This window comes from Huaxiibacter chinensis, from assembly GCF_022171985.1.
Taxonomy (GTDB): domain Bacteria; phylum Pseudomonadota; class Gammaproteobacteria; order Enterobacterales; family Enterobacteriaceae; genus Enterobacter; species Enterobacter chinensis_A.
Genome location: NZ_JAJVHF010000001.1, coordinates 1,126,559 through 1,151,302, shown reverse-complemented (window position 1 = coordinate 1,151,302; position 24,744 = coordinate 1,126,559). Strand labels below are relative to the sequence as shown.

General features: G+C 55.0%; 23 protein-coding genes. 18 read left to right on the top strand and 5 right to left on the bottom strand.

What is annotated here, in order from left to right:
- The first annotated feature begins 72 nt into the window (after positions 1-72).
- Complete coding sequence (locus LZP96_RS05530; RefSeq protein ID WP_064324983.1) at positions 73-309, top strand: DUF2754 domain-containing protein; 237 nt, start codon at positions 73-75, stop codon at positions 307-309.
- On the opposite strand, the gene ddlA is transcribed toward LZP96_RS05530, so the two are convergent.
- A complete protein-coding gene (ddlA, locus tag LZP96_RS05525; RefSeq protein ID WP_064324984.1) occupies positions 306-1,406 on the bottom strand; it encodes a D-alanine--D-alanine ligase in 1,101 nt (366 codons plus the stop codon). The genes LZP96_RS05530 and ddlA overlap by 4 nt on opposite strands.
- Positions 1,407-1,508: 102 nt before the next feature.
- Between ddlA and LZP96_RS05520 the strand changes: the two genes are divergently transcribed.
- From LZP96_RS05520 to adrA, 6 genes are all read left to right on the top strand, one after another.
- The gene (locus LZP96_RS05520; RefSeq protein WP_064324985.1) at positions 1,509-2,192 is read left to right on the top strand and encodes an extensin-like domain-containing protein; all 684 of its coding nucleotides are present in this window, start codon (positions 1,509-1,511) and stop codon (positions 2,190-2,192) included.
- A 169-nt stretch (positions 2,193-2,361) separates the two neighbouring features.
- Positions 2,362-3,564: a multidrug efflux MFS transporter gene (locus LZP96_RS05515; RefSeq protein ID WP_064324986.1), complete on the top strand. Its 1,203-nt coding sequence runs from the start codon at positions 2,362-2,364 to the stop codon at positions 3,562-3,564.
- 238 nt (positions 3,565-3,802) lie between these two features.
- Entirely contained in the window at positions 3,803-4,063 is a 261-nt protein-coding gene (iraP, locus tag LZP96_RS05510) for an anti-adapter protein IraP (protein ID WP_064324987.1), read from the top strand.
- A 96-nt stretch (positions 4,064-4,159) separates the two neighbouring features.
- Positions 4,160-5,575: an alkaline phosphatase gene (phoA, locus tag LZP96_RS05505; RefSeq protein ID WP_064324988.1), complete on the top strand. Its 1,416-nt coding sequence runs from the start codon at positions 4,160-4,162 to the stop codon at positions 5,573-5,575.
- Positions 5,576-5,668: 93 nt separating this feature from the next.
- Positions 5,669-5,989: a phosphate starvation-inducible protein PsiF gene (gene psiF, locus LZP96_RS05500; protein WP_064324989.1), complete on the top strand. Its 321-nt coding sequence runs from the start codon at positions 5,669-5,671 to the stop codon at positions 5,987-5,989.
- Between the two features lie 101 nt (positions 5,990-6,090).
- Complete coding sequence (adrA, locus tag LZP96_RS05495; protein WP_232462974.1) at positions 6,091-7,194, top strand: diguanylate cyclase AdrA; 1,104 nt, start codon at positions 6,091-6,093, stop codon at positions 7,192-7,194.
- A gap of 14 nt (positions 7,195-7,208) precedes the next feature.
- Here the strand turns inward: adrA and proC are convergent, their stop codons facing one another.
- Positions 7,209-8,018, bottom strand: coding sequence for a pyrroline-5-carboxylate reductase (gene proC / locus LZP96_RS05490; protein WP_258925734.1), 810 nt, complete (start codon positions 8,016-8,018; stop codon positions 7,209-7,211).
- A 103-nt stretch (positions 8,019-8,121) separates the two neighbouring features.
- Between proC and LZP96_RS05485 the strand changes: the two genes are divergently transcribed.
- The 5 genes from LZP96_RS05485 (at position 8,122) to ppnP (ending at position 10,763) form a co-directional block, all read left to right on the top strand.
- On the top strand, positions 8,122-8,580 hold the full coding sequence (locus LZP96_RS05485; RefSeq protein WP_064324992.1) for a YaiI/YqxD family protein: 459 nt from the start codon (positions 8,122-8,124) through the stop codon (positions 8,578-8,580).
- Between the two features lie 143 nt (positions 8,581-8,723).
- Positions 8,724-9,248 carry a shikimate kinase AroL gene (gene aroL, locus LZP96_RS05480; protein ID WP_064324993.1) on the top strand — a complete coding sequence of 175 codons (525 nt, stop codon included), beginning with the start codon at positions 8,724-8,726 and terminating at the stop codon, positions 9,246-9,248.
- 44 nt (positions 9,249-9,292) lie between these two features.
- Entirely contained in the window at positions 9,293-9,484 is a 192-nt protein-coding gene (gene yaiA, locus LZP96_RS05475; RefSeq protein WP_064324994.1) for a protein YaiA, read from the top strand.
- Positions 9,485-9,723: 239 nt separating this feature from the next.
- Entirely contained in the window at positions 9,724-10,401 is a 678-nt protein-coding gene (locus LZP96_RS05470; RefSeq protein ID WP_064324995.1) for an AroM family protein, read from the top strand.
- 71 nt (positions 10,402-10,472) lie between these two features.
- Positions 10,473-10,763, top strand: coding sequence for a pyrimidine/purine nucleoside phosphorylase (gene ppnP / locus LZP96_RS05465; protein WP_064324996.1), 291 nt, complete (start codon positions 10,473-10,475; stop codon positions 10,761-10,763).
- 43 nt (positions 10,764-10,806) lie between these two features.
- On the opposite strand, the gene rdgC is transcribed toward ppnP, so the two are convergent.
- Positions 10,807-11,718, bottom strand: coding sequence for a recombination-associated protein RdgC (gene rdgC / locus LZP96_RS05460; protein ID WP_064324997.1), 912 nt, complete (start codon positions 11,716-11,718; stop codon positions 10,807-10,809).
- A gap of 123 nt (positions 11,719-11,841) precedes the next feature.
- On the opposite strand from rdgC, the gene mak reads away from it, so the two are divergent.
- A complete protein-coding gene (gene mak / locus LZP96_RS05455; protein ID WP_064324998.1) occupies positions 11,842-12,747 on the top strand; it encodes a fructokinase in 906 nt (301 codons plus the stop codon).
- Positions 12,748-12,913: 166 nt separating this feature from the next.
- Here mak and sbcC read toward each other — a convergent pair whose 3' ends face one another.
- On the bottom strand, positions 12,914-16,045 hold the full coding sequence (gene sbcC / locus LZP96_RS05450; protein ID WP_258925723.1) for an exonuclease subunit SbcC: 3,132 nt from the start codon (positions 16,043-16,045) through the stop codon (positions 12,914-12,916).
- Positions 16,042-17,247 (bottom strand): exonuclease subunit SbcD, encoded by a 1,206-nt coding sequence (gene sbcD, locus LZP96_RS05445; RefSeq protein WP_064325000.1) that lies wholly within the window; start codon positions 17,245-17,247, stop codon positions 16,042-16,044. Before sbcD ends, sbcC begins: the two co-directional genes overlap by 4 nt.
- A 182-nt stretch (positions 17,248-17,429) precedes the next feature.
- Between sbcD and phoB the strand changes: the two genes are divergently transcribed.
- The 5 genes from phoB (at position 17,430) to malZ (ending at position 24,575) form a co-directional block, all read left to right on the top strand.
- Entirely contained in the window at positions 17,430-18,119 is a 690-nt protein-coding gene (phoB, locus tag LZP96_RS05440) for a phosphate response regulator transcription factor PhoB (RefSeq protein ID WP_006176854.1), read from the top strand.
- A gap of 21 nt (positions 18,120-18,140) precedes the next feature.
- Positions 18,141-19,436 carry a phosphate regulon sensor histidine kinase PhoR gene (phoR, locus tag LZP96_RS05435; protein ID WP_064325001.1) on the top strand — a complete coding sequence of 432 codons (1,296 nt, stop codon included), beginning with the start codon at positions 18,141-18,143 and terminating at the stop codon, positions 19,434-19,436.
- Positions 19,437-19,845: 409 nt separating this feature from the next.
- Entirely contained in the window at positions 19,846-21,165 is a 1,320-nt protein-coding gene (gene brnQ / locus LZP96_RS05430; RefSeq protein ID WP_064325002.1) for a branched-chain amino acid transporter carrier protein BrnQ, read from the top strand.
- A 79-nt stretch (positions 21,166-21,244) separates the two neighbouring features.
- Complete coding sequence (gene proY / locus LZP96_RS05425) at positions 21,245-22,618, top strand: proline-specific permease ProY (protein ID WP_064325003.1); 1,374 nt, start codon at positions 21,245-21,247, stop codon at positions 22,616-22,618.
- Positions 22,619-22,757: 139 nt separating this feature from the next.
- Positions 22,758-24,575, top strand: a complete 1,818-nt coding sequence (gene malZ, locus LZP96_RS05420) for a maltodextrin glucosidase (RefSeq protein ID WP_064325004.1) — start codon at positions 22,758-22,760, stop codon at positions 24,573-24,575.
- Positions 24,576-24,744 lie beyond the last annotated feature (169 nt).

Below are 24,744 nucleotides of genomic sequence, written 5' to 3'. Positions count from 1 at the left end.
AGAATTTCCGTATCTGGCACAGACCGCAGAATAAAACTGTGAGAGGATAGTTTTTTTTCAACCGGGGTCGTCATGAAACTCACTTCCAAATTACGCCGTGACTGGCACTACTATGCCTTTGCGATTGGGCTTATTTTTATTCTGAATGGGGTTGTCGGTCTGTTGGGATTTGAGGCGAAAGGCTGGCAAACCTATGCAGTGGGGCTTGTGACGTGGGTCATCAGTTTTTGGCTGGCAGGATTCATCATCCGCCGTCGGCCAGAAGACGCGCCGACGGTGGAAACTGAACAACCTGATAAAGCGGATTAACCGCTAACGGAGTTTTTCAGGGCGCTGTTGACGGCGTGACGCTCCAGCGCCAGTTCAATCAGACGGGTAATGAGTGCCGGGTAGCTAAGGCCGCTCGCCTGCCATAATTTTGGGTACATGCTGATGTTGGTGAACCCGGGTAAGGTATTGATCTCGTTGATCACCACCTCGTTATCAGGCGTCAGGAAGACATCCACTCGCGCCATGCCTTCGCAACCCAGCGCTTTATAGGCTTCGATAGCGATCGCCCGGATCTTGTCATTCACGTCGGGATCCAGTACTGCCGGGACCACAACCTGCGCCCCCACGTCATCGATGTATTTAGTGTCGTATGAGTAGAAATCGCTGTTTAATACGACTTCGCCGCAGGTGCTGGCCTCCGGGAAATCATTTCCCAGCACGGCGCACTCAATTTCACGGCCCTGAATACCCTGCTCAACCACCACTTTGCGATCGAATTCAAACGCCAGATCCACGGCCTCGGCAAACTGCGCCTCGCAAGTGACTTTGCTTACGCCGACGGAAGAGCCCTGGTTAGCGGGCTTCACAAACAGCGGCAAGCCTAACTGGCCGGCGATCTGTGCGAAGCTGTGTTTATCCCGATTGGCACGGGTTAACGTTACAAACGGCGCGATATTCAGTCCGGCATCGCGGAGCAGACGCTTGGTCACGTCTTTATCCATGCAGGCGGCAGAACCCAGAACATCCGATCCCACGAAGGGTAAATTTGCCATTCGCAACATTCCCTGCAGCGAACCATCTTCCCCCAGCGTGCCGTGGACAATCGGGAAGATAACGTCAATCTGCGCCAGCGCCGAGGCATTTCCAGCATCGATCAGCTGCCCTTGCGCCACGCCAGGCACGGTGGCCACACTTACGTCGGAGGGATTGAGGGCGATATGCGCCGGATCGTCTGCATTCAACAGATACTGGCTGGCATCGTTGACGTGCCACTGACCCTGTTTATCAATCCCTAACAGGACAATATCGAAACGGTTTTTATCAATGGCATCGACAATATTTTTGGCCGATTGCAGTGATACTTCGTGTTCCGCCGATTTTCCCCCAAAGACAATTCCAACCCGCTGCTTCGCCATCTCACACTCATCCAGTCTGTCAAAAACCTATAACATACCATGATGCCAGGTAGGTTTCGTCGCCTTCTGCCATAATGTTTAAGGGATTTAAGGGGAGGGGATGTGAGAGGGAAAAGCCTGCTGACAGGACTGGTTATTATCGCCGCAGCCGTGATGGGCTATCGCTGGCTGCCGTCGTATTACAACCCTTTTGTACCGCTGACGCTTGAAGATCCCCCGGGGAAAATCACGCAGTACAAGCTGCGTCGTCTGACGCCGGAAGCCTGTGGCAATTTGCTCATTGAGGCGAACCAAAAACAGCTCATCCGGACACAATCAAGGGCAGACAGCGCGGGTGACTGCCCGCTGACAAATGTGGTTCGGGTGCGGAGCTTTGGTCCCGTGAGCCTGAGCAGCAGCTTCATCGCCAGCTGCCCGCTGGCGCTCAGTTCCGCCCTTTTTGTGCATCAGCAGGCGCGACCGCTGACGAAAGAACTGATGGACAGTGAACTGTCACGCATTGAGCATCTGGGGAGTTTTGCCTGCCGCAATATTTATCACCGCCCGGATGCTCGACGCAGTGAACACGCCACGGCAGATGCGCTGGATATCAGCGCCTTTCAGCTGGCGAATGGTCAGCGCGTCACGGTGCTGCGCGGCTGGCGGGAGGAGAAAACATCGCCGTGGCTACGTGCGTTGCTCAGCGCCAGCTGCGACTACTACGGCAACGGCCTCGGGCCGGACTATAACGCAGCGCACGCTAACCATTTTCATCTGGGTATGCGGGGTTTTGGCCTGTGCCGATAGAGCATAAATCACCAGCAATATGATTATGAAGTGTGACTTGTTTCACAAATATGATGACTGGGAAGATAAAAAACCAAAGTCTGCTGAACCGCATCTCTGACACCGCGGGTACGAACCTAACTTGCTAATCTGTGGGCGAATTCGCCTGAATATGAAGATAGTACGCCTTATGGAATCCTGGAAAGTTAACCTTATTTCGGTCTGGTTCGGGTGTTTTTTTACCGGCCTTGCGATCAGCCAGATTTTGCCCTTCCTGCCGTTGTACGTGGCACAGCTTGGCGTCACCTCACACGAGGCGCTCTCGATGTGGTCGGGGCTGACCTTCAGCGTCACCTTTCTGATCTCTGCCATTGTCTCGCCAATGTGGGGAAGCCTCGCCGACAGAAAAGGGCGCAAGCTTATGCTGCTGCGGGCGTCATTAGGGATGGCGGTGGCGATATTACTTCAGGCCTTTGCCACCAACGTCTGGCAGCTTTTTTTCCTGCGAGCCGTGATGGGGCTGACATCCGGTTACATCCCGAACGCCATGGCGCTGGTGGCCTCCCAGGTGCCAAGGGAGCGCAGCGGATGGGCGATCAGTACGCTTTCTACCGCGCAGATTAGCGGCGTGATTGGCGGGCCGTTGATGGGGGGCTTCCTCGCGGACCATGTTGGCCTGCGCGCCGTCTTTTTCATTACGGCACTGCTGCTGATAGTGAGCTTCCTGGTGACCCTCTTTTTGATTAAGGAGGGTGGCCGACCGGCGGTGAGCAAGGCCGAGCGCCTGAGCGGCAGGGCGGTTTTTGCGACCCTACCGTACCCGAAACTGATGATCAGCCTGTTTGTCACCACCATGGTCATACAACTTTGTAATGGCTCCGTTGGTCCCATACTGGCGTTATTTATTCAATCCCTGGAGCCCGAGAGCACCAACATCGCTTTCTTGAGCGGCATGATCGCAGCCGTGCCGGGCGTCTCTGCGTTAATTTCTGCTCCCCGGCTGGGTAAGCTCGGCGATCGAATAGGTACCGCGCGTATTCTGATGGCGACCCTGATCTTTGCCGTGGTGCTCTTTTTTGCCATGTCGTTTGTCACCTCGCCGCTGCAGCTTGGCGTGTTACGTTTTCTGCTGGGTTTTGCTGATGGCGCAATGTTGCCCGCGGTGCAAACCTTATTACTCAAGTACTCCAGCGATCGGGTCACAGGCCGCATCTTTGGTTATAACCAGTCGTTTATGTATCTGGGGAACGTCGCGGGCCCCTTAATCGGGGCCAGCGTTTCTGCAATGGCCGGCTTCCGATGGGTGTTTGCCGCAACGGCCGTCGTGGTATTACTCAATATTGTTCAGCTTGCTATTGCCCTGCGCCAGCGCGAGAAACGTCTTAATCGTTGAACGTAACGCAAAAAGAGATGATGTATGTCGCCGCCTCATTTTCATTCAAAAATGAGGCGGCGATCACTAATAATAAACTTTGCGTGATTGGTTTTTATAATAGCAAAACGTTTCGCTCGGATTATATTATTAGTATTTGCGACATAGCATGTTTTTTTATAAAGATAATACTTTTCGGCTCTTTGCAATATTCGTCCGGAGTGTTAACGTCAGCAAAAACAGGATAAGGATATAGCAGATGAAAAATCTCATTGCGGAGTTGCTGGTCAAGCTTGCACAAAAGGAAGAAGAATCAAAAGATCTGGTCGCTCAGGTTGAAGCGCTGGAAATTGTCGTTACCGCGCTGTTACGGCAGATGGCGCAAAACGAACAACAGGCCTTAATCAAAAGCGTCGAAGGCGCTCTGGAGGCTGCCAGGCCCGACTCTCAAGTGCCGGTTCAGGATAGCGAAATGCTACAGCAATATGTAAAGAAGCTCTTGCGTCATCCCCGCAGTTAGCCCGTCTAATGCTAAAAAGCATGTCATAGAATTGTCATGTGATATGCCTATAGTCGCTCTGTTTATTTTTTATGTATTTGTACATGGAGAAAATAAGTGAAACAGAGCGCACTGACTATCGCATTAATTCCGTTATTATTTACTTCGGCCGTTTATGCTGAAACGACCCAGACCAGCGTGCTGGAAAACCGGGCTGCTCAGGGGAATATTACCGAGCCTGGCGGCGCACGTCGTCTTTCAGGCAATCAGACGGCTGCCATTCGCGCATCGCTCAATGATAAAACGGCTAAGAATATTATTCTGCTCATTGGCGATGGCATGGGGGATTCTGAAATTACCGCTGCGCGAAATTACGCTGAAGGCGCAGGTGGTTTCTTCAAAGGTATTGATGCTTTACCGTTGACCGGGCAATACACGCATTATGCGCTCGATAAAAAAACCGGCAAACCCGATTACGTTACCGATTCGGCGGCCTCGGCCACCGCGTGGACAACCGGCGTAAAAACCTATAACGGCGCGCTCGGCGTCGATATTCACGAAAAAGATCATCAAACCCTTCTTGAACTGGCAAAAACAGCCGGACTGGCAACGGGCAATGTCTCAACCGCTGAGCTTCAGGATGCGACGCCTGCGGCGCTGGTGGCCCACGTGACTTCACGTAAATGCTACGCGCCGTCGATCACGACCGAAAAATGCCCGACCAACGCCCTGGAAAAAGGCGGCAAAGGCTCGATTACCGAGCAATTGCTGAATGCACGCGCCGATGTCACATTGGGCGGCGGCGCGAAGAGCTTCCAGGAGAGCGCCACGTCAGGCGAGTGGCAGGGTAAAACGCTGCGTGAACAGGCACAGGTAAGAGGCTATCAGATGGTCAGCGATGCGGCTTCTCTGGAGGCGATTACCGAAGCGAATCAGGATAAACCGCTGCTGGGTCTGTTCTCTGAGGGCAATATGCCCGTTCGCTGGCAAGGACCTAAAGCCTCTTATCATGGCAACCTGGATAAACCGGCGGTGACCTGTACGGCCAATCCGGAACGTAACGCCAGCGTCCCGACGCTTGCTGCCATGACCGAGAAAGCCATCTCCCTGCTCAGTAAGAACGAAAAAGGGTTCTTCCTGCAGGTAGAAGGGGCCTCCATCGACAAGCAGGATCACGCGGCAAATCCGTGCGGGCAGATTGGCGAAACGGTCGATCTTGATGAAGCCGTACAAAAGGCTCTGGAATTTGCCAAAAAAGACGGGAATACCCTGGTCATTGTCACGGCTGACCACGCTCACGCCAGCCAGATTGTGGCGCCGGATACCAAGGCACCAGGCCTGACGCAGGCGTTGAATACCAAAGACGGTGCGGTAATGGTGATGAGCTACGGCAATTCCGAAGAGGATTCTATGGAACATACCGGTGCGCAGTTACGCATCGCGGCCTATGGTCCTCATGCAGCTAACGTAGTAGGACTGACCGATCAGACCGATTTGTTCTACACCATGAAAGCGGCGCTTAACCTGAAATAATCGTGATATGCCCGGTGGAAACCTCGTTCACCGGGTAGCTTTTTTGCCGCCACGAACCAGACTTACTATGAACTTTCATATAAGGATGGTGCAATGAAAAGTACATTACTGGTTACCCTGCTCTCCGGTCTGTTTCTTATGTCGTCGGCGAATGCGGCGGAAAAGACCCTCACCCCTCAGCAACAGCGCATGACAACGTGTAATCAACAGGCCACCTCCCAGACGCTGAAAGGCGACGCGCGCAAAACGTACATGAGCGATTGCCTGAAAAATAGCAGCACTAAACCCGGCGAGAAGAGCCTGACGCCGCAGCAGCAAAAGATGCGTGAATGCAATGAGCAAGCCACAAATCAAATGCTTAAAGGTGAAGATCGCAGCAAGTTTATGAGCGCCTGTCTGAAGAAAAAAGTGTAGTCCTTCCGGGTGAGTGGCTGGTGTGACTCACCCGAAATTTCATACTTCTCCGCCAAAGCCCGTCTCTATAATTTGGGAAATGTTTCAGAATGTTCCCAAAAATCATGAATGATGAAAACTATTACAATTCCGACATCACTTGCGAAGAGTGGCATAAGCATTTTGCTCAGGATGATCGCCATCTTTCCGGCATACGGTTTGCCCGCCGCATCCGGCTGCCGCGAATCTGCGGGTTGGCAGCGATGTTTTTTCCCATTGCTGGCGCCCTGGTCATTCAGGCGCCGCCCGGGGAATGGTGGCTTATTTTAGTTGGCTGGGCTTTTGTCTGGCCGCATCTGGCCTGGCAAAGGGCCTGCCGGTCCGCCGATCCCCGGGGCAGTGAAATCCTGAATCTGAAGGTAGATGCCATCATCGCCGGTATCTGGATTGGACTGATGGGCGCCAGCGTATTGCCGAGCGCGGCCCTGGTGATGATGATCGGTATGAACATGATGGGGGCAGGCGGGGTCAGGCTGTTTATCGCCGGGATGGTCCTGACGGTCCTGTCGTCGATGGTCACGCTTCAGCTCTGCGCAACGCCGCTCACATGGACTAATTCTCCGCTTGAAACAGGCCTGGCATTGCCGGTTATCGTACTTTATCCGCTCCTTTTTGCCTGGATCAGTTACCTGACGGCTATCCGCCTCGCCGAACATAAACTGCGCCTTGAGAAGATGAGTACCCGCGATGGCATGACGGGCGTGTTTAACCGCCGACACTGGGAAATGCTATTGCACACGGCCTTTGATACCTGCCGCCGTAACCAAAGCCCTGCCACAATGTTGATTATCGATATCGACCATTTTAAAAGCATTAACGACACCTGGGGCCATGACGTTGGCGACGAAGCGATTATTGCAGTCACGCGACAGATCCAGCTCACGCTTCGCGCCGGGGACATCATAGGTCGATTTGGTGGGGATGAGTTTGCGGTGATCATGGGCGGCACGCCTGCGGAGAGTGCCATTGCCGCGATGTCGCGCGTGCATGAGCGCCTGAAGTCCCTGACTTTACCCAACGCGCCGCAGGTCAGGTTAAGAATTAGCGTCGGGATTGCGCCCTGGACGCCCGCGTTTGGCCACTACCGGGAGTGGCTTAAGGCCGCTGACGTCGCGCTCTATAAGGCGAAAAATGCCGGACGCAATCGCACCGAGGTGGCTGCCTGACGCCCGGCTTGCGGTCAGGATTTACTCAGGGATTCTGATTTTTCCATGCACTTCGTCATGGCTTCAATGACGGCGGCACGGAACCCGCGCTCTTCAAGTACGCGTACCGCTTCGATGGTTGTTCCGCCTGGCGAGCACACCATATCTTTCAGTTCACCGGGGTGTTTACTCGTTTCCAGCACCATTTTGGCGGAGCCCATTACCGCCTGAGCGGCAAACTTATAGGCCTGCGCGCGTGGCATTCCACCCAGCACCGCAGCATCGGCCATGGCTTCGATAAACATAAACACATACGCCGGCGCGGAGCCGCTCACACCCACCACCGGATGAATCATCGATTCTGCAATCACTTCTGCCTGCCCAAAGCAGCGGAAGATGTTCAGGACATCCGCGACATCTTCCGGGGTCACCAGCGCATTGGGGGTAATGGAGGTCATGCCCGCGTTGACCAGCGAAGGGGTATTCGGCATAGCCCGCACGATTTTGCGGTCGTGGCCGAGTGCCCGTGCCAGCTGATCCAGGGTGACGCCTGCGGCGATCGAAACCACAAGCGTCTCTTTATTCAGGCTGGAGGTGATATCACTCAGCACCTTAATCATGATGTTAGGTTTGACTGCCCCAAAGACGATATCCGCAACCTGTGCCACTTCCTGCGCGCTCTCGGCGGCGTTGATACCGTATTCATCGCGCAGCGCCGCCACTTTGTCTGGTGAGGGGGTGTACACCCAAATCTGACCTGGCAGCACCTGGCCGCTGGCAATCAGGCCGCCAAGAATGGCTTTGCCCATGTTTCCGCAACCGATAAACCCGATTTTCTTGTCCATCATGTCTCTCCGTTATGATGCGTTGTTTTCTGAGCGATCGCTTTATAGCTTAACAACGAAAAGCAGGCGACAATAGCCAACATTGCTATTGATGGGAGACAACATGGCTATATGGGTGGATGCGGATGCGTGTCCGAATGTGATTAAAGAGATTTTGTTTCGCGCCGCAGAGCGCGTTCAGATGCCGCTCACGCTGGTGGCTAACCAGACGTTGCGCACACCGCCGTCAAAATTTATTCGCTCCCTGCGTGTACCCGCAGGCTTTGACGTGGCGGACAATGAAATTGTGCGCTTATGCAACCCGGAGGATCTGGTGATTACCGCGGATATTCCGCTCGCCGCCGAAGTGCTTGAGAAAGGGGCCGCCGCCCTGAACCCGCGCGGTGAGCGTTATACCCCTGCAACCATTCGTGAAAAACTGACCCTGCGTGATTTTATGGATACGCTGCGCGCCAGCGGCGTTCAGACTGGCGGGCCGGATACGCTTTCCCAACGGGATCGCCAGCTGTTTGCTGCTGAGCTTGATAAATGGTTGCTTGAGGTCAAACGCCGCACAGCGTAATGATAATCATTACTAAAATATGATAGAGTGTGTGGGTTTTGGGTTGTCAGCGACCCTCGCTTTGCAGTAAAGTAAACGCAACATCTTCTGCAATCAATTCTTTACACCTTCACGCCAGCCGGCAACAAGGGGAACACCGCTTTATGACCCAACCCATCTTTTTAGTTGGCCCCCGAGCCTGTGGGAAAACGACCGTCGGTCTTGAGCTGGCTCGCGTCTGCCAGAGTCAGTTTGTAGACACCGATCGCTGGCTCCAGCAAGAAGCGGGTGAAAGCATTGCCGACATTGTGGAACGAGAAGGGTGGGAGAGTTTCCGCGCCCGCGAAACAGCAGCCCTGGAAGCGGTAACGGCGCCTTCAACGGTTATCGCGACGGGCGGGGGGATTATCCTCGCCGCGCATAACCGACAGTTTATGCGCGAAAAAGGGTTGGTTATCTATCTTTGCGCCCCGGTCTCGACCTTAGTCGAACGCCTTGAAGCCGTTCCAGAGGAAGGCCAACGCCCGACCCTGACGGGCAAGCCTATCAGTGAAGAGGTGAGCGACGTGCTGGCCGAGCGGGACGCGCTCTATCGTGACGCCGCTCATCATGTGGTTGACGCATCGAAATCACCTGAAGAGGTCGCTTTTCAGATTGTTACCCTGCTGCGTCAGGCGTGCGCAAGCTAACTGCCGTCTATACTGATAGCTCACCTACATAATAAGGATGAGCTATGCCGACCAGACCCCCCTATCCGCGTGAAGCGCGCATTGTTTCAGTTGAGAAAGGTCAAGCCGATGAGACCGTGACCTGGTATCAGCTTCGAGCCGATCATCCTAAACCGGATTCGCTGATCAGCGAACATGAAACCGAGCAAGAAGCGCTGGATGCGAAAAAGCGTTACGAAGACCCTGATAAGTCCTAATAAAAATCTTAAACCCGCCATAATCGTGCCGATATCACACTTTTCATTCATCAGGAATGTTAAGCAAGAGTTAATATTTAGTGATTACAGGCAGTTTCAAAAAGACCGCCAGATCTTTACATTTCGGTGTAGAGATCTGCTGCTAGGCTTTTGTGCTGTTTAACCTAAAACAAGAGCCGCACAGCGCAATTTGCCTGTGTTTATGTGAATGCAGTGGCAGTGATTGAAGGCGATAAACGATGAAGGCGACATTGGCGATCCTCACCATTGGGGTGGTTCCTGTAAGCGAAGTGTTACCGCTCTTAACTGAGCATATCTCTGAACAACAAATCACCCATCTCAGCCTGCTGGGAAAGATGGGCCGGGCAGAGGTCATGGAAGACTACGCGATTGAGGAAGGCGATACGCCCCTGCCGACATTATTAAGCGACGGTGAAATTGCCCACGTCTCACATCAGAAGATTGAGCGCGCCCTGCAGGGCGTGATTGAAGTGCTCGATAATCAAGGATATGACGTTATTTTACTGATGAGCACCGCATCCCTAAGCGGTCTGCATGCCCGTAATGCCATATTACTTGAGCCCACGAGGATCATTCCGCCGCTGGTCGCGTCGATTGTGGATGGTCATCAGGTTGGGGTGATAGTGCCCATTGAAGAGCTGATCGGCAATCAAATCGTCAAATGGAAGGATCTGCCCAAATCGCCGCTGTTTACGCTGGCGAATCCCATTTGGGACAGCGAATCTACGCTGATTGAAGCAGGCCGGGAACTGATTGAAAAAGGGGCGGATGTGCTCATGCTCGACTGCCTTGGTTTTCATCAGCATCATCGCGATTTATTGCAAAAAGCGCTGGATGTTCCTGTCCTGTTATCCAACGTTCTGGTGGCGCGCCTGGCATCCGAATTACTGGTGTAATGATTTTGCGTGACAGGCACCGAGGATGGCCCATATAGTGGATTTTTATCGACAAATATAAGGGCCACCCCATGCTACAGAGTAATGAATACTTTTCCGGTAAAGTGAAATCCATTGGTTTTACCAGCAGCATTACTGGCCGCGCCAGTGTCGGCGTTATGGCGGAAGGGGAATACACCTTTGGCACAGCGGAGCCAGAAGAGATGACGGTGGTGAGCGGGGCGTTAAACGTTCTTTTACCGGGTGAGACCGAGTGGAAGGTGTATACGGACGGACAAACCTTTAACGTACCGGGCCACAGTGAATTCCACCTGCAGGTGGCTGAGCCAACCTCTTACCTGTGTCGTTACCTGAAAGATTAATTCTCCTCCCCCGAACCGGGAGAGGAAAAGGGCGGGCGCGGCGTTAACGCTGCGCTTCGCCGCCTAAGCCTTCAACCAGATTCTTAATCAGCGCCGCCAGCTCACCTGTCATCAGGATAAAGTCGGCATCAAATCGCTGCGCATAATCTTCCCGGTCGATGTCCTCGTTCTGATCGCGTAATTCATCACAGAATTTAAGACGTTTAATCGAACCATCGTCGCACATCACAAACTGAATACGTTGCTGCCAGTCGAGCGCGAGTTTAGTAACCAGCTTTCCGGCTTCGATGTGGACGGCAATTTCATCACAGACCAGATCTTGTTTCTTCGCGCGGATCACGCCGCCGTCTTCGAGCATCGCTTTCAGTTCCGCTTCGTCCAGCAGCTGGAAACCCTGTGCGGCACTACCGCTGCGGACCCATTCGGTTAACGTTAGCTCAATCGGATTTTCCATTGCCAGTGGCACAACCGGCAGCGATCCCAGGCTTTTACGCAGCAGGGCCAGCGTATCTTCGGCCTTTTTCGCACTGGCGCAGTCGACCATGATGAGATCGTTAACGGTATCGATCCACATCATCGTCTGGTTAAAACGGCTAAAAGCACGCGGCAGCAGGGAGTGCAGCACTTCATCTTTCAGCGAATCTTTTTCGGTCTTTTTCAGCTTGCGGCCCTGTTCGGCCTCCAGCTTAAAGATTTTTGCTTCGAGTGCCTGCTTGACCACCGGAGTTGGCAGGATCTTCTCTTCCTTGCGGGCACAGAGGATGATTTGACCATTGGTGGTGTGGGTCAGAGCATCGCTTTGCGAACCCATCGGAGAAACCCAACCGGTTTTCGCCATATCCTGGCTTCCGCAAGGGCTAAAGGTATAAGCGGCTAACTGTTTTTCCATCTCTTCCGCACGCAGCGAAACGTCGCGGCTGAGACGGTAAACCATCAAATTTTTGAACCACAGCATGATAATTTCCACGGCCTTGTCGTTAAATCAGCGGGCATGATAACGAATTGTCGCAATGCTTGCATTGCTAATCGGAAAGCGTGCTTCTACTCTGTTGATAATCAAAAAAAAGAGGAGTGTCCTGTGCGTATTGGTATTGATTTGGGCGGCACCAAAACAGAAGTCATTGCGCTGAGCGAGCAGGGGGAGCAGCTGTTTCGCCACCGTCTGCCCACCCCGCGTGATGACTACTCGCAAACCATAGAGACCATCGCGTCTCTGGTCGGGATGGCTGAACACGCGACGGGGCAGACCGGCACCGTCGGGATGGGGATCCCTGGCTCCCTCTCCCCCTACACCGGCGTTGTCAAAAATGCGAACTCCACCTGGCTCAACGGCCAGCCGTTCGACAGGGATTTAAGCACGCGTCTTAATCGTGAAGTGCGGCTGGCAAACGATGCCAATTGCCTGGCTGTTTCGGAGGCCATAGATGGCGCCGCAGCCGGCGCACAGACGGTTTTTGCCGTGATTATCGGCACAGGCTGCGGGGCTGGCGTGGCCTTTGGTGGACGCGCCCACATTGGAGGCAACGGGACGGCGGGCGAGTGGGGCCACAATCCGCTGCCGTGGATGGATGAAGACGAACTCAAATACCGCGCCGAAGTGCCGTGCTACTGCGGTAAGCAGGGCTGTATCGAGACGTTTATCTCCGGCACCGGTTTTGCGACTGATTATCATCGTTTAAGCGGACAGCCCCTGAAAGGCAATGAGATTATGCGCCTGGTTGAAGCGCAGGACCCGGTGGCGGAGCTGGCGCTCAGTCGCTATGAAATGCGCCTGGCAAAATCACTGGCACACGTGGTGAATATTCTGGATCCGGACGTGATCGTGCTGGGTGGTGGAATGAGCAACGTTGATCGTCTCTATGCCACGGTGCCCAACCTGGTGAAGCAATGGGTCTTCGGCGGCGAATGCGAAACGCCAATCCGCAAAGCGGTGCACGGCGATTCCAGCGGCGTACGCGGCGCAGCGTGGCTTTGGCCGCAGTAGCGATTTTTTCCCTCTCCCTGTGGGAGAGGATATGTCACCGCAGTAGCGATTTTTCCCCCTCTCCCAGTGGGAGAGGGTATGTCAGCGCAGTAGCGGTTTTTCTCCCTCTCCCTGTGGGAGAGGGCCGGGGTGAGGGCATCAGAGCGCACTCACCCACCCAAAAACCTCACTCCACCGCGAACGCCCGGTCCAGCTTGCTGTACCCCAGCCCGTTGATCTTTTTCACCTTGATCTGGACCGGAATCCGTTCTTTCATCGCTTCAACGTGGCTGATAACCCCGATTGTTTTGCCGGTCGCATTCAGCGCATCCAGGGCATCCAGCGCCGTGTCCAGAGTCTCGCTGTCCAGCGTGCCAAACCCTTCGTCAAGGAACAGGGAATCAATGCGCGTTTTATGGCTTACCAGGTCAGAAAGCGCCAGCGCCAGTGCCAGGCTCACCAGGAAGCTCTCCCCGCCCGAAAGTGTCCGCGTATCGCGCACGGCATCCGCCTGCCAGGTATCCACCACTTCTAACTCCAGCGCGTCGCTGGCTTTGCGTTGCAGCAAATAACGCCCGTGCAGGCGATTAAGCTGCTGATTCGCCAGCCAGACCAGATTATCGAGCGTTAACCCCTGGGCAAATTTACGGAAGCGGTCACCTGTGCTTGAACCAATCAGCGAATTCAGATATCCCCAGTCCTCAGCCTGACGGCTCGCCTCTTCAATTTGCTGCATCAATGCCTGCTGATGCTGACGGTTATCGCTGTCCTGCTTAAGCTGCTGACGGATTTCACCCTGACGAGTGGTGTTCTCACGCAGACGCTGTCCCACGCTTTCAAGCTGGGCTTGCAGGGTGACTGCATCTGATTCCAGACCTTCTGGCCGACGCTGCATATGCGCGCTCTGCTGCTGCATCGCCTGTTCGCAAAGTGCCGCGGTTTGTTGTATCCGCGTCTCCAGGGTTTGTTTCAACTGCTCCAGACGCTGGAGGGTGGCCTCGTCCAGCAGGGCCGCCAGAAACGCCTCATCTGTGCTAAAGACGCTGGCGTTCAGCGCCGTGGCCCACTGGGTCTGTAACTCCTGCATACGCGCGTTCTCCAGGCTTTCCTGCTGTTGCAGGGTAGCGAGCTGGCTTTGCAGGGAAACGCATTCATTATGGATCTCACGCCAGTTATCCGGGATAGCGGGTTCTGCCTCCGCGCTGTCTGCTTCAGGCAGCGTATCGAGCAGCGGCGTCAGCGCGTTGATACGTTCCTGTAAAAGCCCTTGCTGGGTCTGCTTTTCCTGCCAGCGCAATACCTCGGCTTCACGTTCGGTAAGCCAGGCGCTTTCGCTGCCCGCTTCAGGCACCGTGAGCGCCTGCGTCGTCAGGGCGTTTTCCAGCGCCAGGCGCGTGGCGGCAAGCTGCTGCTGAGTCTGTTTGACCTGGGTTTCCTGCTCGTTGATCTGGCCTTGTAGCGTCAGGCGCTGGCTGTACTGATACAGCTGACGCTCATATTGTTCCTGCTCGCTCAGCCAGGGGGCGATATCGTCCTGAATGTTCAGACTGACGTTCAGTGAGGCACACACCGTCGTCCACTCTGAGGTGAGCGCTTGCTCTTCCTGAGAGAGCGTCGTTGCCTCGTCTGACTCACGCTGGATCTGGCTGGTCAGCGCATTCACCTGCCCCAGGACTAACAAACCCTCATCTTTTAGCGCAGCGACCTCTTTCGCTAGCCGATCGCGACGACGCTGATTCTCGCTCAGTTCAAGCGCCTGGTAAGCGGAAATGGCCGGATGGGAAGGGGAACCGCACAGCGGACACGGCTGCCCGGCCTGCAGTTGCGCCCGTTCGGCCTCCAGACTTTTGATTTTCTCTTCCTGTTTGCACAGGGTTTCCAGGTCGAGGTAATGCTGATTTTTCTCTTTAAACTGTTGTCGGCGAAGGACAAGCGTTTCGTTGAGCCGGGCCTGTTCTGCCTGGGCTTTTTTGACGCTTTCGCTATTCTGTACCTGCCGCTTTTGCAAAGGCTGATAGCGGGCATGAAGCGTGGTCAGGCGCTGGCGGGCGGCCCGAGCCTGTGTTTGCGACTCCATTGCTGCCACCACGTCTTCCGCGCTGAGCGTTAACGTCGTCTCAGGCAGGCCCGCAAACTTTTGGCGTAATTCCGCCAGGCGGGCGTTTTGCGTCGCGAGCAGGTGGTTATCGCGCGTAAGCTGGGCAAAGTGCGCTCGCCATCCCGCAATTTCTTGCCCCCACTGGCGAACGCGATCGTGGCGGGCAAGCCACTGGGTCAGCGTGGCCAGTTCGGTTTGCCACCGATCGCGAATGCGCAGGGCGCCACAACGAATACGTGCGCGCTGGGCGAGCCTGGACTGTAAGCGAGTATTCACATCCAGCACGTGTTGCCGGGTTTGTGCCAGGCGCGTGGTCTGTTCCTGATGACGTTCCCGAAGCGGGCGGAGAAGCGCGGCGGGCTGAGCCAGCTGGAGCTTTTCCAGCTCGGGCGTGGCGTCCACCAGCGCCTGTTTTGCCTGCTCTTGTGCGGTGATGGCGCGTTGCTGTTCCCGCTGCAGCTCATCATGACGCGTCAGCCACTGAAGTTCGTTCTGATAACGCTGCTGAGCGATGAGCACCGTTTTTTCTTCGTCAGTAAGTACCTGCAAACCTTGATGCAACTGCTGCTGTTGCTCTTCAGTTAGCAGCACTACGCCTGCGATTTGTGCTTCGCGTTTTTCCAGCTCATGGCGAGCCGCTTTGTGCTTCTCAAACACCATGGCCGAAATCTGACCGTAAATTTCAGTTCCGGTCAGTTCTTCGAGAAGTTCGGCGCGATCGCTGGGTCTGGCATTCAGGAAGGCCGCAAACTGTCCCTGAGACAGGAGCATAGAGCGGGTAAACCGACCATAGTCCAGCCCGGTGAGGGTGGCCGTCTGTTCGAGCTTGTCCGTGACTTTATCCGCCAGGATTTTACCGTCTTCACAGCGCGCCAGCTCGACGCGCGGCGCCTGCAGGTTACCGTCCGGCTGATTGCGGGCGCGGTTCTGGCTCCAGAAAGCGCGATAGGCGACGCCTTTCACCTCAAACTCCACCTCGGCCAGGCACTCTGCGGTGTCGCGCGTCATCAGATCGTTTTGCGCCTGCGAGACCTTCTGCAGGCGGGGCGTTTCGTGATACAGGGCCAGACAAATGGCGTCCAGAAGCGTGGTTTTACCCGCGCCGGTTGCGCCGGTAATAGCAAAAAGACCATTGCTGGCAAAAGGCTCGGCGGTGAAATCGATTTTCCATTCACCCTTTAGCGAGTTGAGGTTTTTCAGACGCAAACTCAAAATTTTCATGCGTTTTCCTCTTCATCATTCAGCGCATGTAACGTCTGGCTAAATAGGGTATTCAGGCGGGCGCGTTTCTCCTCGTCGATCTCTTCATGGGCCAGACGGCGGGCAAACACCTCTTCTACACTGAGCTCGCTGAGGGTTTCACGCTGTGCGCCGAGGAGGATTTTCTCGCGCTGTTCGCGGCTACGGCGCACCAGCAAAACCTCAACGGGTAAATCCTCGGTCAGGGCCTGAATTTTACGCTGCATATCCTGGAGATAATCGTCGGTGGTGATTTCGATATCCAGCCAGACGGGCGGGTGTTGCTCTTGCCCGCGCCACTGTTCAAGCTGATCGGTGATGTCGGCCAGGTGGCCTTTCAGCACAGCCAGCGGCTGAGTCACGGGCACTTCCAGCGTCTCGACCGCACTGAGGACGCCGTCGGCGAAAGTCACCAGATGCACGCCCTTGGCTTTGCCCGTCTCGTCAAAACTGAGCGGAATTGGCGAGCCGCAGTAGCGAATATGCTCACAGCCGCCAATAATTTGTGCACGATGAATGTGGCCAAGGGCAATGTAATCGGCAGGCGGGAAGTTCTGTGCCGGGAAGGCATCCAGCGTGCCGATATAGATGTCACGTACCGCGTCACTCTTACTGGCTCCGACGGTCGTCAGATGGCCTGTAGCAATCACCGGCAGGGCATTGTCGCCCCGAAGCGCGCACGCATCTGCATATTGCTGTTGGTAATAATCAGTGATGGCCTGCAACAGATGCTGCTGTTTTTCACCGCCGGATAATCCCGCCTGACTTTGAACGATGTCGCGCGGACGTAAAAAGGGAATAGGGCAAAGCACCGCGCCGGGCGTGCCGTCGCGTTTGGTCAGGATCTGCGGCGCATGACCGGCGCTCGCCACCACGGTCGTATTCAGAAAGGCCAGAATATCGCGGGATTCGTTAAGCGTGGCGACAGAGTCATGGTTGCCCGCCACAATCACCAGATGGCAGCCCGTTTGCTGTAAATTCACGACGAAACGGTTATATAACTCACGCGCATAGCTGGGAGGTGAACCCGTATCAAAGATATCCCCCGCCACGATAATTGCGTCCACCTCGTGCGTCCGTGCGGCGTCAAGCAGCCAGTGGAGAAAGGCCTCGTGTTCCGTTGCGCGGCTCTTGCTGTAAAAATTTTGACCCAGATGCCAGTCCGAAGTATGAAGTATGCGCATAACAGATCCGTGGCGGAAAAAGATGAAGGGGATTATAAACGTTCATGACAGCGAACATAACCGCTGTCATAAAACAACAGTTTGCCATTGATGGTGGTAATGTTTTTCATAAATCTGTCATAAATCTGACGCATAATGGCGCCGCATTACAATCATGTAACTTAATTAAGACAGGGCAAAGTATGGCGAGACGTATTCTGGTCGTAGAAGATGAAGCTCCGATCCGTGAAATGGTGTGCTTCGTGCTCGAACAAAATGGCTTCCAGCCGATTGAAGCGGAAGATTATGACAGTGCGGTGAACCAGTTGAATGAACCCTGGCCCGACTTGATTCTGCTTGACTGGATGCTACCCGGTGGCTCTGGACTGCAATTTATTAAACATATCAAACGCGAAGCCATGACCCGGGATATTCCCGTCGTCATGTTGACCGCACGAGGCGAAGAAGAAGATCGCGTTCGCGGGCTGGAAACCGGGGCCGATGATTACATCACCAAGCCATTCTCCCCAAAAGAGCTGGTGGCGCGTATCAAAGCCGTGATGCGACGCATCTCGCCCATGGCGGTTGAAGAGGTGATTGAGATGCAGGGACTGAGTCTGGATCCCACGTCACACCGCGTCATGACCGGCGAAAATCCGCTGGACATGGGGCCGACCGAATTCAAACTTTTGCACTTCTTTATGACCCATCCGGAACGCGTCTACAGCCGCGAGCAGTTGCTGAATAACGTCTGGGGAACTAACGTCTATGTCGAAGACAGGACGGTCGATGTTCATATTCGCCGCCTGAGAAAAGCGCTGGAACTGAGCGGTCACGATCGTATGGTGCAGACCGTTCGCGGCACGGGTTATCGTTTCTCAACCCGTTTCTGAACAATGACAGGAGTGTGACGCGTGCTGGAACGTCTGTCATGGAAAAGGCTCGTATTTGAACTGATTTTATGTTGTCTTCCGGCCCTCATTTTGGGGGCTATTTTTGGCTATCTTCCCTGGTTTTTACTGGCGGCAGTGACCGGGCTACTCGTTTGGCATTTCTGGAATTTACTCCGTCTTTCCTGGTGGTTATGGGTTGATCGCAGCATGACGCCGCCACCGGGCAGCGGCAGCTGGGAACCCCTGCTCTACGGCCTGCACCAGATGCAGATGCGCAATAAAAAGCGCCGCCGCGAACTGGGTAGCCTGATTAAACGCTTTCGAAGTGGGGCGGAGTCGCTGCCCGACGCGGTGATCCTCACCACCGAAGAAGGCACCATCTTCTGGTGTAACGGACTGGCGCAACAGCTGCTGGGATTACGCTGGCCCGATGACAACGGGCAAAACATTCTTAACCTCCTTCGCTATCCTGAATTCACCCACTACCTGAAAAAACGTGACTTTACCCGCCCGCATAACCTGGTGCTGAACAACGGTCGTCATCTGGAGATCCGCGTTATGCCTTACAGCGATCAGCAGTGGTTAATGGTGGCGCGCGACGTCACCCAGATGCACCAGCTCGAAGGCGCACGCCGCAACTTCTTTGCCAACGTCAGCCATGAACTTCGCACACCGCTGACGGTGCTGCAGGGGTATCTGGAGATGATGCAGGAGCAAACGCTGGAAGGAGCTCCCCGTGAGAAAGCGCTCCATACCATGCGGGAGCAAACGCATCGCATGGAAGGGCTGGTAAAGCAGCTTCTGACGCTGTCAAAAATTGAAGCGGCGCCGACCCTGGCGCTCAACGAGACCATTGACGTGCCGATGATGCTGCGGGTCGTCGAGCGTGAAGCGCAAACGCTGAGCCACCAAAAGCATACGCTGGCCTTTGAGGTGGATAACGCCCTGAAAGTCCTGGGCAGTGAAGACCAGCTACGCAGCGCGATGTCGAACCTGGTGTATAACGCGGTGAATCATACCCCGGAAGGCACCCATGTTCGTGTGCGCTGGCAGCGCACTCCAACCGGGGCGGAGTTCAGCGTGGAGGATAACGGCCCGGGCATTGCTGCCGAGCACATTCCCCGCCTGACCGAGCGCTTCTACCGGGTGGATAAAGCGCGATCGCGTCAGACGGGCGGAAGCGGGCTGGGGCTGGCCATTGTGAAGCACGCCGTTCAGCATCATGAAAGCCGGCTCGATATTCAGAGCGCTCCGGGCCAGGGAACCCGTTTCAGCTTCGTTATCCCGGAACGTTTAATTGCCAAAAAAAGCGCCTGACAGCCGCCTTGTCAGCGTGACGTTACACAGGCCAGCGTAAGCTGGCCTGTTTGCTTTGCAGTCAAGCGAAACGCGAGTGAATATTATACGGTTGCTGCATTTTTGTTCGCATGATTAGCCATGGGTTTTTCTTATACTTAGCGGTTTGTGCTGGTCGTGTTTTTCATGCTGGCATATTGTTCTGGTTTTACGATCCCACCTTGCCTTTAAACGTTATAAGCGTTTAAATTGCCCCCCATATACTGTCAGACCGACTGTATTTGCGTGGTAAATCGAAAAACTATTCTTCGCCACGTCAGCTGGGGAGCATATCCCGCTGAAATTGAGTAAATTTTCCGCTCTATTGTCCCGTTTGGGATGGCGAAAATTTCAACGTTTTCAACACCACATCCACAGGCAGTAAGGTTCTATGACCCATCATTTAAAATCGCGTGACATCATCGCACTGGGCTTTATGACTTTTGCGTTGTTCGTTGGCGCAGGTAACATCATTTTTCCGCCAATGGTTGGTTTGCAGGCGGGTGAACACGTCTGGACAGCCGCATTTGGCTTCCTGATCACCGCGGTGGGCCTGCCGGTTCTGACCGTTATTGCGCTGGCGAAAGTCGGTGGTGGTGTGGACAGCCTGAGCACGCCGATTGGTAAAGTCGCGGGCGTGCTGCTGGCGACCGTCTGCTATCTCGCCGTCGGTCCGCTGTTTGCCACGCCGCGTACCGCAACCGTCTCTTTTGAAGTGGGGATTGCCCCGCTGACCGGTGACGGTGCGATGCCGCTGTTTATCTACAGCCTGGTTTACTTCGCGATTGTTATCCTGGTCTCTCTCTATCCGGGCAAACTGCTGGATACCGTCGGCAACTTCCTGGCGCCGATGAAAATCGTGGCGCTGGTGGTTCTGGCCGTTGCCGCCATTGTCTGGCCAGCCGGCCCTATCAGTGACGCGATGGACGCTTATAAAAATGCGGCGTTTTCGAACGGCTTTGTGAACGGCTATCTGACGATGGATACGCTGGGTGCGATGGTCTTCGGTATCGTGATTGTTAACGCGGCTCGCTCTCGTGGCGTGACGGAAGCCCGTCTGCTGACGCGCTACACCATCTGGGCAGGTTTGATGGCGGGTGTCGGCCTGACGCTGCTCTATCTGGCGCTGTTCCGTCTGGGCTCCGACAGTGCGACCCTGGTCGATCAGAATGCCAACGGTGCGGCTATCCTGCATGCATACGTTCAGCACACCTTCGGTGGTGCGGGCAGTATGTTGCTGGCGGTGCTGATTTTCCTGGCGTGTCTGGTCACGGCTGTTGGCCTGACCTGTGCCTGTGCGGAGTTCTTTGCTCAATATCTTCCGCTCTCTTACCGCTCGCTGGTCTTTATCCTCGGCGGCTTCTCCATGGCGGTGTCGAACCTGGGTCTGAGCCACCTGATTCAGATCTCCATTCCGGTGCTGACGGCCATCTATCCGCCGTGTATTGTGCTGGTGGTGCTGAGCTTTACCCGTCCGTGGTGGAATAATTCGTCGCGAATTATTGCTCCGGCGATGTTTATCAGCCTGCTTTTTGGTATCCTTGACGGGATTAAAGCGTCGGCATTTGGTGGCATCCTCCCCGCCTGGACACAGCGTTTGCCGCTGTCCGAGCAAGGGCTGGCCTGGTTGATGCCAACCGTTGTAGCGCTGGTTCTGGCAATTATCTGGGACCGTGCAGCAGGGCGTCAGGTTACGTCCAGCGCGCATTAATCAACGACAAAATTGTTTAACCACGGGGCTTAAGGCCCCGTGGTTTTTTGTTTTTTTTGAGTTGAATGGCAAGACGTAAATGGAAAGCACTAACAAACTAAAACGTGGACTGAGCACGCGCCACATTCGCTTTATGGCGCTCGGCTCCGCTATCGGTACCGGGCTTTTTTACGGCTCGGCTGATGCGATTAAAATGGCAGGGCCAAGCGTTCTTCTGGCCTATATCATCGGCGGCGCGGCGGCCTACATCATAATGCGTGCGCTGGGGGAAATGTCCGTACATAACCCTTCTGCCAGCTCCTTCTCCCGCTATGCCCAGGAAAACTTAGGCCCGCTCGCAGGCTATATCACCGGCTGGACCTACTGCTTCGAAATTCTCATTGTTGCCATTGCCGATGTCACGGCATTCGGTATCTACATGGGCGTCTGGTTCCCGCTGGTGCCGCACTGGATATGGGTGCTGAGCGTGGTGCTCATTATTTGCGCCGTGAATTTGATGAGCGTGAAGGTCTTTGGGGAGCTGGAATTCTGGTTCTCATTCTTTAAGGTCGCCACCATCATCATTATGATTGCGGCAGGCTTTGGCATCATTATCTGGGGCATTGGCAACGGCGGGCAACCGACCGGCATCCATAACCTGTGGACAAACGGCGGCTTCTTCAGCCACGGCTGGCTCGGCATGGTGATGTCTTTGCAGATGGTGATGTTCGCCTACGGCGGGATTGAAATTATCGGCATCACCGCTGGCGAAGCGAAAGACCCGGAAAAATCCATTCCTCGCGCCATTAACTCCGTGCCGATGCGTATTCTGGTGTTTTACGTGGGCACACTGTTTGTGATCATGTCCATCTATCCCTGGAACCAGGTGGGCACCAACGGCAGTCCGTTTGTTCTGACCTTCCAGCATATGGGCATCGCCTTTGCGGCGAGCATTCTCAACTTTGTGGTGCTGACGGCCTCCTTCTCCGCGATCAACAGCGATGTCTTCGGCGTGGGCCGTATGCTGCACGGTATGGCGGAGCAGGGGAACGCACCCAAAATCTTCGCCAAAACCTCGCGTCGCGGCACGCCGTGGGTGACGGTGATGGTGATGACGGTTGCCTTGCTGTTCTCGGTCTACCTCAACTACATCATGCCGGAAAACGTCTTCCTGGTGATTGCCTCGCTGGCGACCTTTGCAACGGTATGGGTGTGGATCATGATCCTGCTCTCCCAGATTGGTTTCCGTCGCCGTCTGCCGCCGGAAGAGGTGAAAGCGCTGAAGTTTAAAGTGCCGGGCGGGGTGGCGACGACCGTTGTCGGACTGCTGTTCCTGGTCTTCATCATCGGCCTGATTGGTTATCATCCGGATACCCGAATTTCGCTCTACGTCGGTTTTGCCTGGATCATTTTGCTTCTGATTGGCTGGGCGTTTAAGCGCCGTCGCGAGCGTCAGCTGGCACAAATGCAGTAAAATAACAGGCCCTCTCCGTATCGTGAGAGGGCCTGCTTGCTCCTCCCCCGTCCTCCTCCCCCAATAAACCTTTTCATGATGAGTGATCCTCCACTACGCTGTGGCAAGGTGGCCTCAAATTCATCAAAGGGGATTCGTGATGTTGAACGCCTGGCACCTACCGGTTGCCCCATTTGTTAAGCAAAACAAAGATAAACTTGTCATTTCGCTGTGGCTCACCGGGGAAAATCCACCCGAACGCCTCACGCTGCGGGCGGAAGTGGATAACGAAGAAACCACGCTGAAGATGCATAAACAGCGGAGCCAGCCACAGCCTGGCGTCACGGTGTGGCGGGCAACGATTGATTTGAACAGCGGGCAGCCCCGCCGTCGCTACAGCTTCAAGCTGTTATGGAATAACCGCCAGCTCTGGTTCACCCCTCAGGGTTTGAGTCGTTTTCCACCGGCACGGCTGGAACAGTTTGCCGTCGATTTTCCGGACAACGGCCCGCAGTGGGTCAACGATCAGGTCTTCTATCAAATATTCCCGGATCGTTTTGCCCGCAGCGCGTCGCGGTCGGCTGAGCAGGATCGGGTCTATTACCACCATGCAGCAGGGCACGACATCCTTCGCAAGGAGTGGCACGAGCCGGTGACCGCTCAGGCCGGAGGATCAACCTTCTACGGCGGCGATCTGGACGGCATCAGTGAGAAATTACCCTGGTTAAAAGCGCTGGGCGTGACGGCGCTGTATCTGAACCCGATATTCAAAGCGCCGAGCGTGCATAAGTACGACACCGAAGATTATCGCCACGTTGACCCCCAGTTTGGCGGTGACGAGGCGCTGTTGCGTCTGCGTGAGAAGACGAAAAAGGCCGGTATGCGGCTGATTCTGGACGGTGTGTTCAACCATAGCGGCGATTCCCACGCCTGGTTTGACCGCCATAATCAGTGGATGGGCGGGGCCTGCCATAATCCTGAATCCACGCAACGGGACTGGTACAGCTTTAACGACGACGGTCAGGCGCTGGACTGGTTAGGCTACGCCAGTCTGCCAAAACTCGATTTTCAGTCGCCTTCGCTGGTGGAGGAAATCTACGGGGGTGAAGACAGTATCGTGCGCCACTGGCTGAATCCGCCGTGGAACATGGACGGCTGGCGGCTGGACGTGGTGCATATGCTCGGTGAAGCGGGCGGGGCGCGTAACAACCTGCAGCACGTGGCGGGTATTACGCGTTCGGCGAAAGCCGCGCGGCCGGACGCCTTTGTCTTTGGCGAGCACTTTGGTGATGCGCGACAATGGCTGCAGGCCGATGCGGAAGATGCATCGATGAACTATCGCGGCTTCACGTTCCCGCTCTGGGGATTTCTGGCCAATACCGATATCTCCTACGATCCGCAGCTGATTGATGCGCAAACCTGCATGGCGTGGATGGAGAACTACCGCGCCGGCCTGTCGCATCAACAACAGCTGAGAATGTTTAATCAGCTCGACAGCCATGATACGGCGCGCTTCAAGTCGTTATTAGGCAAAGATGTCGCCCGCTTGCCGCTGGCGGTGACCTGGCTCTTTACCTGGCCCGGCGTGCCGTGCATTTACTACGGGGATGAAGTCGGCCTTGACGGTAACAACGACCCGTTCTGCCGCAAAACCTTCCCCTGGGAAGATGAGCGCCAGGACAAGGTCTTGCTGAGTCTGTATCAGCGCCTGGCGACGCTGCGTAAACAAAACCAGGCGCTGCGCTACGGCGGTTGTCAGGTAATGTACGCCCATGACAACGTGGTGGTGTTTGCCAGAGTGTATAATCAGCAGCGGGTGCTGGTGGCCATCAACCGTGGCGAGGCGTGCGAAGTGGTGCTGGATGACTCCCCGCTGCTTAACGTCGAACGCTGGCAGTTAAAAGAGGGCAAAGGCGACATACAGGACGGAATACTCTCTTTACCCGCTCTTTCTGCATCCATCTGGTTCGGTCAATAATTCTTCTCTTCAACGGGTCAGGGATGACCCGTTGCACTATTATTTTCAAAGTCGTTCGGTTTAATTCAACAGAGCAGACAAATATCTTAACTATCTCCTCACGCCATTCTCGCTATACTCAAATTGCTTTATCAGTCAGGGCCCTTTCTCATATAGCACACAATGAAAA

What these genes read in the sequence shown, in the direction of transcription:
- malZ (WP_064325004.1), top strand. Translation starts at nt 22,758, where the DNA reads ATGTTGAACGCCTGGCACCTACCGGTTGCCCCATTTGTTAAGCAAAAC.
- ppnP (WP_064324996.1), top strand. Translation starts at nt 10,473, where the DNA reads ATGCTACAGAGTAATGAATACTTTTCCGGTAAAGTGAAATCCATTGGT.
- proC (WP_258925734.1), bottom strand. Translation starts at nt 8,018, where the DNA reads ATGGACAAGAAAATCGGGTTTATCGGTTGCGGAAACATGGGCAAAGCC.
- LZP96_RS05530 (WP_064324983.1), top strand. Translation starts at nt 73, where the DNA reads ATGAAACTCACTTCCAAATTACGCCGTGACTGGCACTACTATGCCTTT.
- rdgC (WP_064324997.1), bottom strand. Translation starts at nt 11,718, where the DNA reads ATGCTGTGGTTCAAAAATTTGATGGTTTACCGTCTCAGCCGCGACGTT.
- yaiA (WP_064324994.1), top strand. Translation starts at nt 9,293, where the DNA reads ATGCCGACCAGACCCCCCTATCCGCGTGAAGCGCGCATTGTTTCAGTT.
- LZP96_RS05515 (WP_064324986.1), top strand. Translation starts at nt 2,362, where the DNA reads ATGGAATCCTGGAAAGTTAACCTTATTTCGGTCTGGTTCGGGTGTTTT.
- iraP (WP_064324987.1), top strand. Translation starts at nt 3,803, where the DNA reads ATGAAAAATCTCATTGCGGAGTTGCTGGTCAAGCTTGCACAAAAGGAA.
- LZP96_RS05485 (WP_064324992.1), top strand. Translation starts at nt 8,122, where the DNA reads ATGGCTATATGGGTGGATGCGGATGCGTGTCCGAATGTGATTAAAGAG.
- LZP96_RS05470 (WP_064324995.1), top strand. Translation starts at nt 9,724, where the DNA reads ATGAAGGCGACATTGGCGATCCTCACCATTGGGGTGGTTCCTGTAAGC.
- aroL (WP_064324993.1), top strand. Translation starts at nt 8,724, where the DNA reads ATGACCCAACCCATCTTTTTAGTTGGCCCCCGAGCCTGTGGGAAAACG.
- sbcD (WP_064325000.1), bottom strand. Translation starts at nt 17,247, where the DNA reads ATGCGCATACTTCATACTTCGGACTGGCATCTGGGTCAAAATTTTTAC.
- ddlA (WP_064324984.1), bottom strand. Translation starts at nt 1,406, where the DNA reads ATGGCGAAGCAGCGGGTTGGAATTGTCTTTGGGGGAAAATCGGCGGAA.
- psiF (WP_064324989.1), top strand. Translation starts at nt 5,669, where the DNA reads ATGAAAAGTACATTACTGGTTACCCTGCTCTCCGGTCTGTTTCTTATG.
- phoB (WP_006176854.1), top strand. Translation starts at nt 17,430, where the DNA reads ATGGCGAGACGTATTCTGGTCGTAGAAGATGAAGCTCCGATCCGTGAA.
- brnQ (WP_064325002.1), top strand. Translation starts at nt 19,846, where the DNA reads ATGACCCATCATTTAAAATCGCGTGACATCATCGCACTGGGCTTTATG.
- proY (WP_064325003.1), top strand. Translation starts at nt 21,245, where the DNA reads ATGGAAAGCACTAACAAACTAAAACGTGGACTGAGCACGCGCCACATT.
- sbcC (WP_258925723.1), bottom strand. Translation starts at nt 16,045, where the DNA reads ATGAAAATTTTGAGTTTGCGTCTGAAAAACCTCAACTCGCTAAAGGGT.